At 33.5% G+C, this 14,758-nt stretch carries 15 protein-coding genes; 5 read left to right on the top strand and 10 right to left on the bottom strand.

Annotated elements, in window-relative coordinates; genetic code table 11:
- Positions 1-27 precede the first annotated feature (27 nt).
- The 4 genes from CS873_RS02460 to CS873_RS02445 are packed head-to-tail and all read right to left on the bottom strand — an operon-like array spanning position 28 to position 2,073.
- On the bottom strand, positions 28-879 hold the full coding sequence (locus tag CS873_RS02460) for a YitT family protein (RefSeq protein ID WP_099974306.1): 852 nt from the start codon (positions 877-879) through the stop codon (positions 28-30).
- 15 nt (positions 880-894) lie between these two features.
- On the bottom strand, positions 895-1,314 hold the full coding sequence (locus CS873_RS02455) for a DUF805 domain-containing protein (protein ID WP_099974305.1): 420 nt from the start codon (positions 1,312-1,314) through the stop codon (positions 895-897).
- A gap of 10 nt (positions 1,315-1,324) precedes the next feature.
- Positions 1,325-1,678: a fluoride efflux transporter FluC gene (locus CS873_RS02450; RefSeq protein WP_245823071.1), complete on the bottom strand. Its 354-nt coding sequence runs from the start codon at positions 1,676-1,678 to the stop codon at positions 1,325-1,327.
- A gap of 8 nt (positions 1,679-1,686) precedes the next feature.
- Positions 1,687-2,073, bottom strand: coding sequence for a fluoride efflux transporter FluC (locus CS873_RS02445; protein ID WP_099974304.1), 387 nt, complete (start codon positions 2,071-2,073; stop codon positions 1,687-1,689).
- Positions 2,074-2,269: 196 nt separating this feature from the next.
- Here CS873_RS02445 and CS873_RS02440 point away from each other — a divergent pair, with 196 nt between their 5' ends.
- Together CS873_RS02440 and CS873_RS02435 are read left to right on the top strand one after the other, a co-directional pair.
- Positions 2,270-3,445 carry an MFS transporter gene (locus CS873_RS02440; RefSeq protein ID WP_099974303.1) on the top strand — a complete coding sequence of 392 codons (1,176 nt, stop codon included), beginning with the start codon at positions 2,270-2,272 and terminating at the stop codon, positions 3,443-3,445.
- Between the two features lie 61 nt (positions 3,446-3,506).
- Positions 3,507-3,881, top strand: coding sequence for a winged helix-turn-helix transcriptional regulator (locus tag CS873_RS02435; RefSeq protein WP_099974302.1), 375 nt, complete (start codon positions 3,507-3,509; stop codon positions 3,879-3,881).
- A 30-nt stretch (positions 3,882-3,911) separates the two neighbouring features.
- Here CS873_RS02435 and CS873_RS02430 read toward each other — a convergent pair whose 3' ends face one another.
- The 4 genes from CS873_RS02430 to CS873_RS02415 all read right to left on the bottom strand — a co-directional run bounded on the left by CS873_RS02430 (position 3,912) and on the right by CS873_RS02415 (position 8,528).
- Positions 3,912-5,264 (bottom strand): gluconate:H+ symporter, encoded by a 1,353-nt coding sequence (locus CS873_RS02430; RefSeq protein ID WP_099974301.1) that lies wholly within the window; start codon positions 5,262-5,264, stop codon positions 3,912-3,914.
- Between the two features lie 69 nt (positions 5,265-5,333).
- Positions 5,334-6,872 (bottom strand): gluconokinase, encoded by a 1,539-nt coding sequence (gntK, locus tag CS873_RS02425; protein WP_099974300.1) that lies wholly within the window; start codon positions 6,870-6,872, stop codon positions 5,334-5,336.
- Between the two features lie 11 nt (positions 6,873-6,883).
- Positions 6,884-7,789 carry a phosphogluconate dehydrogenase (NAD(+)-dependent, decarboxylating) gene (gene gnd / locus CS873_RS02420; protein ID WP_099974299.1) on the bottom strand — a complete coding sequence of 302 codons (906 nt, stop codon included), beginning with the start codon at positions 7,787-7,789 and terminating at the stop codon, positions 6,884-6,886.
- Positions 7,790-7,880: 91 nt separating this feature from the next.
- Entirely contained in the window at positions 7,881-8,528 is a 648-nt protein-coding gene (locus CS873_RS02415; protein ID WP_099974298.1) for a hypothetical protein, read from the bottom strand.
- A 145-nt stretch (positions 8,529-8,673) separates the two neighbouring features.
- On the opposite strand from CS873_RS02415, the gene CS873_RS02410 reads away from it, so the two are divergent.
- Both CS873_RS02410 and CS873_RS02405 read left to right on the top strand, forming a co-directional pair.
- Entirely contained in the window at positions 8,674-9,711 is a 1,038-nt protein-coding gene (locus CS873_RS02410; protein WP_099974297.1) for a CAP domain-containing protein, read from the top strand.
- 78 nt (positions 9,712-9,789) lie between these two features.
- Entirely contained in the window at positions 9,790-11,163 is a 1,374-nt protein-coding gene (locus CS873_RS02405; RefSeq protein ID WP_099974296.1) for a hemolysin family protein, read from the top strand.
- 34 nt (positions 11,164-11,197) lie between these two features.
- On the opposite strand, the gene CS873_RS02400 is transcribed toward CS873_RS02405, so the two are convergent.
- Positions 11,198-11,551, bottom strand: a complete 354-nt coding sequence (locus CS873_RS02400) for an iron-sulfur cluster biosynthesis family protein (protein WP_245823070.1) — start codon at positions 11,549-11,551, stop codon at positions 11,198-11,200.
- A gap of 84 nt (positions 11,552-11,635) precedes the next feature.
- Positions 11,636-12,295, bottom strand: coding sequence for an HAD hydrolase-like protein (locus CS873_RS02395; RefSeq protein ID WP_099974294.1), 660 nt, complete (start codon positions 12,293-12,295; stop codon positions 11,636-11,638).
- A 91-nt stretch (positions 12,296-12,386) separates the two neighbouring features.
- On the opposite strand from CS873_RS02395, the gene CS873_RS02390 reads away from it, so the two are divergent.
- Complete coding sequence (locus CS873_RS02390) at positions 12,387-14,720, top strand: HAD-IC family P-type ATPase (protein ID WP_099974293.1); 2,334 nt, start codon at positions 12,387-12,389, stop codon at positions 14,718-14,720.
- Positions 14,721-14,758: the final 38 nt, after the last annotated feature.

The raw sequence follows: 14,758 nt of genomic DNA, 5'->3' as shown, positions 1-14,758 counted from the left end.
AAGAGAAGCCTTAAGGCTTCTCTTTTTTTAGTTGTCATTGAATTTACCCATGATACCAATAGTTGGTTGTATGTTGATAAAGGCGTTGGGATCTATTCTAGTAACAGTTTGTTTAACGAAGAATAATTGATACTTAGTTAATACTATTGTAATTGATCCAATTTGATCGCCAGAATAAGCACCCTTCAAATTGTGATCCATCGTAATACCACGATTGATTCCTTTAATTAATTCTTCAGAAATTTCGTCAATATGTTTTGAATAGATAACAGCTGTAATTTTTTGTTGTTGAATATACATCTTATCAACAACCAAATTACAAACATAGATAGAAATAATACTATAAAGAGCTGGTTTCCATCCGAAAACAATTCCTGCAATTAAAATGATAACTGCATTTACACCAAAACTGATTTGTCCAACTGTACTACCTGTCGTTTTTTGAATGAACAAGGCAATAATATCAGTTCCACCAGTTGAAAAATCATATCTAAAACAAATTCCAATACCTACACCCGTAAGTATTCCACCAAAAATTGAGGCCAAAACTGGATCCTTAGTAATGGGTGTTAGAGGAATAAACAAAATAAATAATGATGCAGAAAGAACAGCTAATATAGTAAAAATAGTAAATTTCTTACCTAGTCTTTTCCAAGCTAGTATAACTAGCGGAATGTTAATTAAGGCATACCATACATAAACTTCTGAATTTATATTGGCAAATCTTTGAAGTAGGTTGACTATCAACTGTGCCAAACCCATAACACCACCCGTATATAACATTGATGGTTGCAATAACAATTGAATACCAAGAGCTGAAGTAATTCCATAAAATACAGCTATTAGTACATTACGTGTATATTCTTTTCCTTTAGACATCAGAACATACCTCCATTAATCGATAAGTTTAGGATAACGTGATTTTTCATTTTGAGGTAGGCATAGTAATACTACTAGTATTATGAAACCTATCGTAGGTATGAGGAGGAGTAACGCCCACCAAGCATTAAAATTAATATCATGTAATCTTCGGATCACAGCATTCAATAAACCTATCAAATAAAAACCATCAATAGCCACTAAAATTAATCCAAAAAATAAACTAGTTAAATAATCGTCGACTGGAATAATTCTTGTAATAAGTAGAAATAAAAGCCACATTGCAAGACCCATAACTACAGAAAATCCTAGTATTCCCCACCAAAAGTCTTTTCGGCTCATACGTTTTGCACCGACAAATAAATCAGCAAAATATAATCTTGTTGATGAGATAATGTTTGGATTTTCGTTTTCATTCCAAATTGTGTTTTGCATAATTTTACTCCTATACTTTATAACCCATTATAAACGCAAATATTCCTAATATATATGTAAGAATTAAATAAATTGTCCAACGATAAAACTTCTTTTGAAACCACAAATCAGTAGCTTCAAGATTGAATGTACTAAATGTCGTAAATCCACCACAGAATCCTGTTCCTAAAAACAGCAACCAGTTATTACCTGTCTTAACTGTAAAAATTCCTAAAAGAAATGAACCTACTATATTAATTAACATCGTACCCAGAGGAAAATCTAACTCCCTATTACCAAACCAACTACTGATCTCTGTTCTAAGGTATGCTCCCAATCCTGAACCAAGTCCGACCAACATAACACTCCAATACATATTAGTCATTCTCCTGACTACTTAGCTATTAATTTTGTTGAGAGAACAACACTTAGTTCTGCTAGTAAAAATCCACCTATTATTGTCAATAATAGATAAATTGTCAAGCTTAGAAACTGATGATTCAGATACAACATTACTGAATCTTTTGTAAATGTTGAAAAAGTCGTATAAGCCCCCAATAAACCTGAACTTATGATTTTAATATGATCACTATCAATATGAAACTGATATTGAACATAAATCACTACGATCGGTAGCAAAAATGCTCCCGACAGGTTGGCTATAATTGTCCCGATGGGAAATGTTCCAGCTGGTTCTGGTAGAAATCCTAGAGCATATCTTAAATTTCCACCTACAAATGCGGCAATCATAATGTATATAAATTTTTGCAATTTTGTCATTTGATTTACCTCGAGATAAAAATACCTAGAACTCAATATTACATCATATTCATAAGTAATTAAATTAAAATTATCTATTATTATGCAAATATATTTGGTTACTTAAAAGTTCCTATCCCACTTTAAAGTGCGTTATTGTATCCTATTTAACTCTAGTTATAATTCTTACTTGTGACTTAACAAGGGAGAATAAATTATGGAATCAAAAAAAATATCACCTGCATGGACATTAATGGCTTTAGCTATCAGTGCCTTTGCAATTGGAAGTACTGAATTTATAAGTGTTGGTATTATGCCACTGATTGTTGAATCATTCGGAGTATCTTTATCTACCGCTGGTTTGACCGTTTCACTTTACGCTTTAGGGGTAACTATTGGTGCGCCATTATTGACGCTACTGACCAATAGATTAAATCGAAAAACGCTACTCATTTACATCATGCTAGGTTTTGTTATTGGAAACATTCTAGCTGCCAGTGCTCCAAATTTTACAATACTATTAATCGGTAGAATTGTTACTGCACTTTCACACGGAATATTTATGGCTGTATCTTCGGTCATTGCGGCAGATGTTGTTGAACCAAATAAGCGTGCTTCTGCTATTTCTATTATGTTTACTGGACTCACAGTCGCAACAGTTACAGGTGTTCCTCTAGGAACATTTATAGGTCAAACATTTTTCTGGCGTGGATCTTTTATATTCCTAATTGTTTTGGGATTAATTGGATTAATTAGTAGCATTTTGCTTGTACCAAATAATCTTCCTTTACCACTGCATACTGACTACAAAGGTATTTGGAGAATTCTAAAACAACCTCAATTGTTATTAATAATAATTATTACTGCTTTAGGATATGGTGCAACTTATCCTGCTTATACCTACATCTCTGAAATTTTGCACAATAATATGAGCTGGTCTAGCTCTGCTATTGTCGTTATTCTAATCGGATACGGTTTTGCCGTTGCTGTTGGAAATACTCTTGGTGGAAGATTTGCAAACAAGAACCCTCTTTCCGCTCTAATTTACATGTTTGGCGGATTAGCAATAGCATTATTCTTCTTGATATTTGCTATGAATAGTCATTATCTAGGCCTGATTGCAGTATTATTACTTGGTATTTTTGCATTCATGAATGTTCCAGGATTACAACTATACATGTTGCAACTGTCAGAAAATTACACTCCAGAAGATGTATCTCTTGCATCTTCTTTGAACATTTCGGCATTTAATATTGGTATCATGTTTGGCTCCACAATGGGTGGACAGGCAGCTTCAGCCAATTTATTATCTTTAACCCCACTAATAGGAATTATTATGTTGGTAGTAGGAATATCACTTACATTTATTCTAAAGTTTAAAGAACAACGTTAATTCTTGTTTTTAAATTATATCAATGCTAACCTTTTATTACTTAATTAATGGAGGTCGGTGCATGTCTAAGACTTACAATATTGGTGTTGAAGCTGCTATTGATGTTATTGGTGGAAAATGGAAAACAATCATCTTGTGCCACCTAAGAACTAAAACAATGCGCAACGCTGATTTGCTCAAAGCAATTCCAAATATAACTCAGAAAGTTTTGACTGAACAATTACGAGAGTTAGAAAACTCAGATATTATAAATCGCAAAGTTTACAATGAAGTACCTGCAAGAGTTGAATATTCACTGACAGAGTATGGTAAATCTTTGAACAGTATTTTGCACGAACTTTGCTTATGGGGACAAAACGATATTGACCGTCGCCGTGAAAATGGTGAAGAAATAAGACTTATAGATGAAGAAGGTCAACTAGATCCGACCAAATAAAAAACAACCACTATGTGGTTGTTTTTTTGTTTATACAAAAATACTTAAAATTAAAACACATACTATACCAACAATTGAGATCAGTGTTTCTAGTACTGTCCATGTTGCTAATGTTTCTTTAACTGATAGATCAAAGTATTCTTTGAACATCCAGAATCCTGCATCATTAACATGTGATGCTGCAAGTGATCCAGCACCGATTGCCAAAACCATTAAGGCTGGATTAACTCCTGCTGAAGTCATCAATGGTAAAACCAGTCCAGCTGCTGTCAAAGAAGCTACAGTTGCTGATCCAAGTGCGATACGTAGTACCACAGCTATCAACCATCCTAAAAGAAGTGGTGAAATGTTTGCATTACTGAATAGATGCATAACTGAATTACCAACTCCACCGTCAATTAGAACTTGTTTAAATGCACCACCACCACCGATTACTAGTAGTAGCATTGCAATTGATTTAACGGCAGATTCAACGGTACTCATGATTTCAGGTGTCTTAATTCTACGTGCCCAACCCATTGTGTACATTGCAACTAGCAATGAAATAGTCATTGCTATTGCTGGTGTACCTATAAATGCAATTATAGAATCTAATGTTGTTGGGTGTTTTGGAAAGTGTCCTCCATTGAAGGCCATTTGATAAATTGTTGTAATAGCCATCAATATAACTGGGAATAATGAAGTTAAAACACTGATACCAAAACTTGGTGTATCTTCCAGTTTAAATTCCTTTTGTGGACCAAGAGCAGATAGATTTCCCTTACGCTCAAATGCTTCTGGAACAATTCTTCTAGCAAATCTTGTGTATACAGGTCCTGCAATAATAACTGCAGGAATAGCCACAATAATACCAAGTACTAATACATGTCCTGGATTTGCTCCCAAAACAGCACTAATTGCAGTTGGTGCTGGATGTGGTGGTAAAAATCCGTGGGTTACTGATAGTGCAGCTGCCATAGGTATTCCTAGGTATAAAATTGAAACACCTGCTTCCATAGCAATTGCGAATACGATTGGAACCAACAATACCATACCAACTTCGAAGAATAGTGCTATACCAATAATAAATGATGCTAGAACTATAGCCAATTGAAGTCGCTTTTTACCAAATTTTTCAATTAAGGTATGTGCTATACGATAAGCACCACCAGCATCTGCAACCAAACGACCTAACATAGCTCCAAAACCAAAGACTATAGAAAGTTCCCCTAACTGACTTCCAATACCATCTTGTACACTAGTAGCAATCTTATCCAAAGGCATTCCTAGCCCTATACCCACTAGTATAGAGGTAATAATAAGTGATACAAATGTGTTCATTTTAACTTTTATTATTAAAAATAGCAGTAGAGCAATACCTAAAACTAAAATTAAAAAATCCATAAATTTATCCCCTCTTCATAATGTTATCGCTTACTTAACTTTTGAAAATAAAACTCGTATATTTACGAGTTAATTTTTCATATATTTATTTTGAAAATCTGCAATACTCTTATATTCAGGTTCCAAAACTTTTGATAAACGGATCCAGATAGGTAGCAATTCACGATAAACTTCAAAATTTTCAGAATTTGGTTTATGTACATTTGTTACACCAACCATATTCTTAACTTCTGATAAATCGTCAATATATCCCAATGAATACATCCCTAATACAGCAGCACCTAGACATGAACTTTCAAAACTCTCTGGGATTGTAACATCTTGTTCAAAGATATCCGCTAACATTTGGCGCCACAATTCTGATCTAGCAAATCCACCTGTTGCTTGAATGCTCTTAGGTTTGCCCGCAACTCCTTCTATCATCAGCATAACCATGTACAAATTGTAGACAATACCCTCCAAAGCTGAACGAACCATGTGAGCTCTAGTATGTTGTCTAGTTAAGCCAAAGAATGATCCTCTTGCATAAGCGTTCCAAATAGGTGCACGTTCACCACCTAAATATGGATGGAATAATAGACCATCTGATCCAGCTGGAATCTTTTCAGCTATTTGGGTCAAGATATCATAACTCGATATTTGCATTTGCTCTGCAGTAATTTTTTCAGGGGCAAATAATTGATCACGAACCCATCGGAAGACAATTCCACCATTGTTAACTGGACCACCTACAACCCACTTATCTTTTGTAAGTGCATAACAGAACAAGTTACCATTAGGATCAACTACTGGCTTATCAACTACTACACGGACAGCCCCACTGGTACCAATAGTTACCGCCAGAACACCCGGATCAATAGCGTTAACTCCTAGATTTGATAAAACACCATCGCTTGCTCCATATATAAATGGAACATCTGCTGTGATGCCGGTAACCTTTCCATAACTTGGATCAATTCCAGAAATTTTATCTGTAGGTTCAACTAAGTTAGGTAATTTATCTTCTGATAAACCTAACATTTCTAGAGCTTGTGGTTCCCATTTTAGTTCAAAGATATTGAACATTCCTGTTGCTGATGCAATAGAATATTCCATGTTATATTCACCGAATAACTTGAAAAATACATATGTCTTTAAATCAATAAATTTCTTAGTTTTAGCAAATAATTCTGGTTTTTCATTTTTGATCCAAAGTATTTTTGATAGCGGAGCCATAGGATGAATTGGTGTTCCTGTTTTAGCATAAATTTCTTTGCCAAGTCCATTCTCTTTTAGCTGATCGCTATACTTTGCGGCTCTGTTATCTGCCCATGTGATGGCACGTGTTAGTGGTTCATCATTTTCATCCATCAATATTAAACTGTGCATCGCTGAACTAAAAGATACACCCTTCAATTCATCTGGTTTAACTTTACCCTTACGCATAACTTGAGATAAAACATCGATTATCGCTTCAAAAATATCATCAGGATCTTCTTCAGCCATGCCCGGTTCATCTTGATACAACTGGTAACCCTCATTTGCGTATGCAATAACGTTACCTTTCATATCATATAAAACTGCTTTTGTACTTGTTGTTCCTATGTCAGCACCTATGATATATTCCATTAATCTATCTCCTATTTTTTATCAACTTCATGACCACCGAATTCATTGCGCAATGCTGCAACAACTTTACCAGTGAATGTATCATCTTCTTGAGAACGATATCTCATAATCAATGACATTGCTATAACAGGTGCAGCAACTTGTAGATTTAGAGATTCATCTAATGTCCAACGCCCTTCACCTGATGAGTGCATAACTCCTTTAATGTCATCTAAATTACCATCTTTTGCAAATGCAGATTCAGCTAGTTCCATTAACCAACTTCTAACTACAGACCCATTTGACCAAACTCTAGCAACCGCTTCATTATCATAGTCAAATTGGCTTTTTTCCAATATTTCGAATCCTTCACCTATTGACTGCATCATGCCGTATTCAATACCGTTATGAACCATTTTTAAGTAATGACCACTTCCAGCAGGTTCTGTATATAAATATCCATTTTTTTGAGCAATGCCTTCAAAAATAGGTTTCAAATAAGTCTCGAAAATTTCTTCTTTATCTCCACCAATCATAAAGTTACCATCATGATTAGCACCACTCATTCCACCAGATGTCCCAACATCAAAGAAATTGATATCCTTTGCTGACAGAATATTATTATGCTCTAATGAATCTTTATAAAATGAATTTCCACCATCAATTACAATATCGTCTTTTGATAATAACTTGCTTAAAGATTCAATAGTATTGTTAGTTGGTGCTCCGGCTGGTAACATTACCCAAACTATCTTTGGAGTTTCTAACTTACTAATTGCGTCTTCTAAAGATTTAGCAGTAATTGCACCTTTCTGACCTGCCTCTTCTACTGAAGATTCATTTAGATCAAATGCTACAACTTCATTATTATTTCTAATCAGATTTTCTGTAAGGTTGATTCCCATTTTACCTAATCCAATCATTGCTAATTTAGCCATTAGTTCGCCTCCGTGTTCTTATAGAACTTATTATTATATACATTTGCAAAAAAAGAAAGCGCAAACAATTATAATTGTTCACGCTTTTAGACTATTTAAGAAATCTGTCCCACCAGCGACCCTTTTTTTCATCGCTCACTTGCATGTTTACTAAAGTCTTCAGATGGTTGACTCTAGACTGTTCAGCGTCTTTAGGATCTTCTTCTGAATTTTCAGGACGTTCAATATTTTTTAATTTTTCAATATAATTTTGATATTTTTCATCATCAGCTTTTTTATCATTTGACATCATAGATAGATTGTCATTTTCTTCTCGAAGCTTTTCATTTGCTGCTTGAAGTTCTTCAATCTGTGCCTTTAGCTCCTTGACTGTTGGTGATTTCTTCTTAGGAGCAGATGTAGTTTCTTTTGAAGGCTTAGCAGCTGCAGCTGATTTTTTGGCAGTTGTAGTTTTCTTAACTGCTTTCTTTTCAGGTTTTTCAGAAACATCATAAACTTTTTTGGCAGCATCTTCTAGCTTAACCTTTGGTTTGTGACTTTCCTTGATAAGTTTCTTAAAGTCTGAAATATTTTTCTTTGAATATAAACGATTTCTTTGACTGTTTCTTTCGAAATAGTTTTCATTATCTGTAACTTTTTCAACAATTAAAGAATATTTTCTAAGTGTAGCAACACTTATTTCAAGACTTTCTGCTGCTTCACCTGGTTTAATAAATTTCTCTTCTGATGATGTTGCCAAAATGAATCCCCCTACGTTATTAAAAATATATTTATTCTTTTTTACTATATAATAACGTTCTACAAATTGTAAATAACTTTTTCACAACGCTACATATTTTTTTATATTTTTTGATATAATTACAACTATAGAATGGAGAATATAGATGAAAAAAATCAGTAGAGTTATTACGACATTTATCATAGTTTTGGCTTTTGGAGCAAATATCTCTAGCACATCAACTGTATTTGCTGAAGATACTTCTTACACTGTCGAAGAAAAAACTCAAATTGCTGATATTCAAAATAGCTATAATTCATTAGATAATAAAACATATAACAAAGCAAATCTATATCAAACATCACCGTTGTTATCACAAAATTTTCAGCCTGGTATTCTTTCTGATAACGCTATAAATGGAACTTTAAATTGGATTAATTATTATCGTAAATTAAGTGGTCTTGACGCTGTCACTTTAAATAAAACCACATCGAACCAATCACAGATAGCTAGTTCTGTCATGGCAGCTAGCTTGTCCAATCCATTTTTAAGTCAACATTTTTTAGCCAACACTCAACAGCAAAATAATATTAATGATAAATATTGGAATCAAGCTGTATATGCAACTGGAAATAGTAACCTATATTTTGGATATCCAAGAACATTATCTGAACCTATCAAGGAACTGGTCATCGATAATACAAACATCGATGGGCTAGACACGGGACATCGTGCATGGTTCCTTTCTCCACAATTGAGCAGTGTCGGTATTGGTATCACAATTGCAAACAATGGTAGACAATACGAAAACATCTTCGTTAATAATGTGGCTGATACATTCAATGATTTACAAAAAAATATCGTTACATATCCCAATAATGGTGTATTTCCATTTGAAGAGTTAGAAGATGCCACTGGATCCACAAATATTCCTTGGTCAATCAGCTTTGCTAAAGAAAGCGGAAACATTGTTACAGATAATACTGAAATTACAGTAACTAATCTGTCAGATGGAACTTCTGGAACTGTAAAACCAATTAATGATAAATCGTATGTTTTTGCATCTGATGTTATCAGCTTTTTACCACCAAATAATGTTACAATTGACTCACATTCAAAATATCAAGTTACTATTAATAATTTAAATTCTGAAGAACATCCTAGCTATAGCTATACATTCAAGACATTCTCAGAATCTAAATAATTTTATAAAAACCGACATTGTCGGTTTTTAATTTGGTGTATAATGCATAAATAATCACAATTAAGGAGATTTATAATATTGTCTAGTTCGACGATAAGCATCAACCTAATAATTATTCTAATAACCTTTGCTTTTGCATTCTTCTTCGTAGCTGCTGAGTTCGCACTTGTGCAAACTCGCCATAGCCAAGTAGAAGATGCCATTGCAACTAGTGGTTCCACAAAAAAATTAGAACGCGCTTTACACATGATTGATAATCTAAATGAGTATCTTTCAACAACACAGGTCGGAGTTAGTATCTGTGGTATTATCCTAGGTTGGATTGGTGAAAGCACCATTGAGTTTCTACTTGTTGATCTCTTTGGAATTATTCACTTATCTTCTTCCGCTGGTGGACTTCATGTAGTTGGATCTATCATTGGTGTTCTTTTACTTACATATCTAGAAGTTGTTTTAACAGAAATTGTTCCCAAGAATGTGGCTATTGATATGCCGATGAGAACACTTATGTGGGTAGTAAATCCACTAAGATTGTTCCATCTGGCATCATACCCATTTGTTTGGTTATTAAATGTTTCAGCTAGTGGAATTATTCGTTTGATAGGATTAAATCCAGATGCTCCAGAAAGTGAAGCATATACTCAATCTGAAATTTTGAGATTGTCTAAATCTTCTATTCAAAATGGTGACATGGATCAAAATGATGTTCTTTTCATGCAACGTGCATTTGAACTAAATGACAAAGTTGCCAAAGATATCATGGTTGATCGTACTAGTCTATATGTTGTTGATATCACCGATAAAGTAGATGACGTATTGAAAGACTATCTACAACAAGGATTCTCTCGATTCCCTGTTGTGGCTGATAATGATAAAGATAAAATCTTAGGATACATTTATTCATATGATATCGTTCGACAACATCAAGTAGATGGTGACATTGGTATCAGTAGAATTTTAAGATCAGTTAATACTGTTCCAGAAACTATGCCTATCCAAGATATTCTTGAAAAAATGATTCAAAAACAAACTCCAATTGTTATCGTTGTTGATGAATACGGTGGTACAAGCGGTATTGTTACTGATAAAGATATCTATGAAGAGTTATTTGGAACCGTCAACGATGAAATCGATGATGTTTCTGATGAATACATTATTAAAAATGATGACGGTACATACAACGTTTCAGGTAAAACAACGCTATACGATTTTGAAAGATACTTTAAGACAAGTATTCCTGAATTCCAAGAATCAGACATCATCACAATAGGTGGTTACTTAATTGAAAAGTATTCTGATTTGGATATGGATTACGAAATTAAAATTGATAATTTTGATCTTAAAGTAATCGATTTTGATCATGGATTTGTTAATTGGTTTAAGGTCAAAGTTAATACTAAGGCAATTATTGATGAAGACAATCTTGTTTCGTTAGATGACAATGAACAATAAAAAAAGCTAACTGAGAATTCTCAGTTAGCTTTTTTTATTTGACAGCTGCAATATCTACAATATTTACAGCGTTATCTAATGTTTCAAAATCACTCTTCAAAACAAGCAATTGATTTTTTGGATTTACTTCTAATTTCAAATCAGATTTCAAAAAATCACTAGCAGTTGATTTGAAATATATAGTACCTAGGTCACTATCCAGTTCAATAGGATAGTCAGTTAAATCTTCGTTCTTATCGACAATAATAACTCTAAATTTTGTAATAAGTGCACAATCACCTGTCCCTGAAAATTTACCCAAGCCATCGTCTAGGTCAATAAGGATATTTTTGTCATCTCCATATTTAGCTAACTTTGTTTTTGCTTCTTCACTTATATTAATTTTCATAATCATTATGCCTCTTCTTTTATTTAATAGATTAATTATAGTAGTAAGCTATTTTAAAACAAAAGATTCTGCTCAAACGAAAGGTTATTTTTTAAATACTTCAGGTACTTCTAATGGTGAATTAACGATCCACTCAGAATGTGCTTCTGACAACTCTTCAGCATTTCCAAAACCATAGGTAACTCCTATGGCTTTTAGATCATTTTGATGTGCACCAATAATATCACTTGATCGATCACCAACCATTACTAAGTTTTCAGAATTAAGGTCCACAGATGTTTTTCTCATACCATATGAAATTACATCAGCCTTTAGAGAACGTGTCTTTTCATCGTCTGTTGCACCAAATACGTGACGAATATATTTTTTCATATCTAGTTGATCAATAATTTTCTTAGCTTCCACTTCTGGTTTGGATGTCGCAATGAAAATTTCTTTGTCTTGAGATTTCAAATTTTCCATCATTTCATAAACACCGTCATAGACAGAGTAATCAAATACTCCTTTTTCTTGATAGTATTCTTTGAAAGCTTTAAATCTCTCTTGAGAAAGAGGATTGTCAAAGTCTAAATTATCATATTTTTTTAATGATTCTGACAAAGTTGGTCCAATGAAAGCTCGCAATGTATCATCATCATGAGGCACAAAACCGTCAGTTTTTGTATACATATACTTTAGAGCACCCATGATTCCTTTTTCAGAATTAATAATTGTTCCATCTAAATCAAAAAATATGTTATTCATTTTTGTCATCCTCATTTCACTTTTTTTCAATTTACATATATTATAAGAGTATAATATATTTTCAAAATAAAATCACTATGTGGGTACTTCTATGTCAGAAATTCAAAATAAGACTACTCCAACAAATTTGAAAACTGGTCTAACAACTGACCAAGTAAAACAAAAAATTCAAGATGGTCAAACTAACGTTCAAATAAAAAATGTTTCCCGATCGATTCCACGTATCATTGGTGACAATGTTTTTACGCTATTTAACTTCTTGAATCTGTTTATTGCTGTCTTGATTTTTTGGACAGGTTCATACAAAAACCTGCTATTTTTAGGGCCTGTTTTAGCTAATATACTAATAGGTAGTTTTCAAGAAATCCGTGCGAAGATTACTGTCGACAAGATCAACTTAGTACACAAGCAGATGTACGATGTAATTCGTGATGGTAAACAAATACAAACATCTATTGAGTTACTAGTTAAGGATGACTTAGTTCTATTGCGTCGTGGCGATATAATCCCTGCTGACGGAATAATCAGAACTACTAACGGATTCCAAGTTAATGAATCTAGTATTACAGGTGAATCTAACTCAATTATTAAACAAATAGATCAAGAAGTATTTTCTGGAAGTTTTGCAATTGCAGGAAATGCTACTATTCAACTTACAAAAGTTGGACACGATAGCTTTGTTTCTAAAATTTCTTCAGCCGTGGGTAAAGAAAAACGTGAAACCAGTGTACTGATGAAAATGATCAACCGTATCATTAAGGTCTTAACTTACACAATAATTCCTCTAGGATTGATTTTATTTATCAGAACGTTTGTCAAAAATGGCGATATTGCTCAATCAATAATCAGTACCAGTGCTTCAGTTATTGGGATGATTCCAGAAGGACTGGTTCTATTAACATCAATAGCTCTGGCTACAGCAGCATATAATTTAACAAGAAAAAAAATAATTGTCCGTTCGCTATCAGCGATTGAAACTTTAGCTAGAGTTGATACCCTATGTCTGGATAAGACAGGAACAATTACTACAGGAAATTTAAAAGTAACTAAGTTAAAAACATTTAATAACTACTCTGAAGTTGAATTAAAACAAATTGCCACTAAGATCATTGAAGTAACCGACGAAACTAACGCAACAGCAGCGGCTATCAAAAAATTAAATTCAGAAACTAGCAGTATAATTTCTACAGAAAGTATTCCATTCTCATCAGAAACAAAATTCTCAGGTTTTGAAACAACCCCTACCCAAAGATACATAATGGGAGCGCCAGAGTTTATCATCAAAAATATGGATAGTAATCTAAGATCAGAGATAGAACAATATACTTCTGATGGTCTTCGAGTAATAGCCGTATTATACGAAAACAATGATGTTCAAGATTTACTGGGATTAATAATGATTGCCGACGAAGTTAGAAAGAGCGCCGCCTCTACATTCAATTATTTGGTAAATCAAGGAATTAATTTGAAAATAATTTCTGGAGATAACCCAGTAACAGTCTCCAACGTTGCCAAACAAGCAAAAATTAAAGGTAGTGACAAATATATTGATATGAGCAGTGTCACTGATGAAGACTACCACGATTTAGTAAAAGATTATCAAGTATTTGGACGTGTTAAACCAGATCAAAAAGCTGATCTGATTTCTGCTATGCAAGATAATGGATTAACTGTTGGTATGACTGGTGATGGTGTCAATGACGTTTTGGCAATGAGAAAATCTGACTGTAGTATCGCTATAGCTGGTGAAAGTGAAGCAGCAGAAGCCAGTGCAGATTTTGTTTTACTTAACAAAAATTTTGACTCAATGATTTTCATGCTCAATGAAGGAAGACGTGTTATTAACAACGTTGAGCGTGTTGCTTCTCTTTATTTAATAAAAACTATCTATTCTGTCGTGCTAACATTGATCTTTATTGCTATTGGAACTGGATATCCATTCCAACCAGCTCAACTAACCCCAATAAACGCACTGACAGTAGGAATACCTAGTTTTCTACTTGCACTAGAACCAAACTACACACCACCTGCCGGAAGATTCATGAGAAATGTTTTAGAAATTGCCCTACCTGCTGCGCTATGCAATATTATTTTAATCACTCTGATTAACACGGTAGGTAGACACATAGGATTATATTCCTTAACAACCTCTACACTTTCTGTATTTACTATAGGAATAATTGGTTACTGTGCACTACTTGCAATTAGTACACCGTTAACAAATAGAAAAAAGACGATGATTGGTTTGTCCATGATTCTATTCTTAGTAACCTTCACTTTTGAAAATCGAATATTCAATCTTCAATCTATTACAGATTTAGCCTACACATTCCTATTCATATCTCTATCTTTAATTGCTTGGCCATTATTTGTATTTATGAGAGAAACATTAGGAAGACGTGTTTTTTCTAGAATTAAACTATAAAAAAACCTACAAGTAAAGGTACTGCAACTATAATTTGA

This window comes from Companilactobacillus metriopterae, from assembly GCF_002762335.1.
In the GTDB taxonomy this organism is placed as follows: Bacteria; Bacillota; Bacilli; order Lactobacillales; family Lactobacillaceae; genus Companilactobacillus; species Companilactobacillus metriopterae.
This window is presented reverse-complemented; position numbering and strand designations above follow the sequence as displayed.

Bases quoted from the DNA above. Each gene is read 5' to 3' on its own strand.
- CS873_RS02440 (WP_099974303.1), top strand. From the start codon at position 2,270: ATGGAATCAAAAAAAATATCACCTGCATGGACATTAATGGCTTTAGCT.
- CS873_RS02430 (WP_099974301.1), bottom strand. From the start codon at position 5,264: ATGGATTTTTTAATTTTAGTTTTAGGTATTGCTCTACTGCTATTTTTA.
- gnd (WP_099974299.1), bottom strand. From the start codon at position 7,789: ATGGCTAAATTAGCAATGATTGGATTAGGTAAAATGGGAATCAACCTT.
- CS873_RS02450 (WP_245823071.1), bottom strand. From the start codon at position 1,678: ATGACTAATATGTATTGGAGTGTTATGTTGGTCGGACTTGGTTCAGGA.
- CS873_RS02390 (WP_099974293.1), top strand. From the start codon at position 12,387: ATGTCAGAAATTCAAAATAAGACTACTCCAACAAATTTGAAAACTGGT.
- gntK (WP_099974300.1), bottom strand. From the start codon at position 6,872: ATGGAATATATCATAGGTGCTGACATAGGAACAACAAGTACAAAAGCA.
- CS873_RS02410 (WP_099974297.1), top strand. From the start codon at position 8,674: ATGAAAAAAATCAGTAGAGTTATTACGACATTTATCATAGTTTTGGCT.
- CS873_RS02445 (WP_099974304.1), bottom strand. From the start codon at position 2,073: ATGACAAAATTGCAAAAATTTATATACATTATGATTGCCGCATTTGTA.
- CS873_RS02435 (WP_099974302.1), top strand. From the start codon at position 3,507: ATGTCTAAGACTTACAATATTGGTGTTGAAGCTGCTATTGATGTTATT.
- CS873_RS02400 (WP_245823070.1), bottom strand. From the start codon at position 11,551: ATGAAAATTAATATAAGTGAAGAAGCAAAAACAAAGTTAGCTAAATAT.
- CS873_RS02395 (WP_099974294.1), bottom strand. From the start codon at position 12,295: ATGAATAACATATTTTTTGATTTAGATGGAACAATTATTAATTCTGAA.
- CS873_RS02455 (WP_099974305.1), bottom strand. From the start codon at position 1,314: ATGCAAAACACAATTTGGAATGAAAACGAAAATCCAAACATTATCTCA.
- CS873_RS02460 (WP_099974306.1), bottom strand. From the start codon at position 879: ATGTCTAAAGGAAAAGAATATACACGTAATGTACTAATAGCTGTATTT.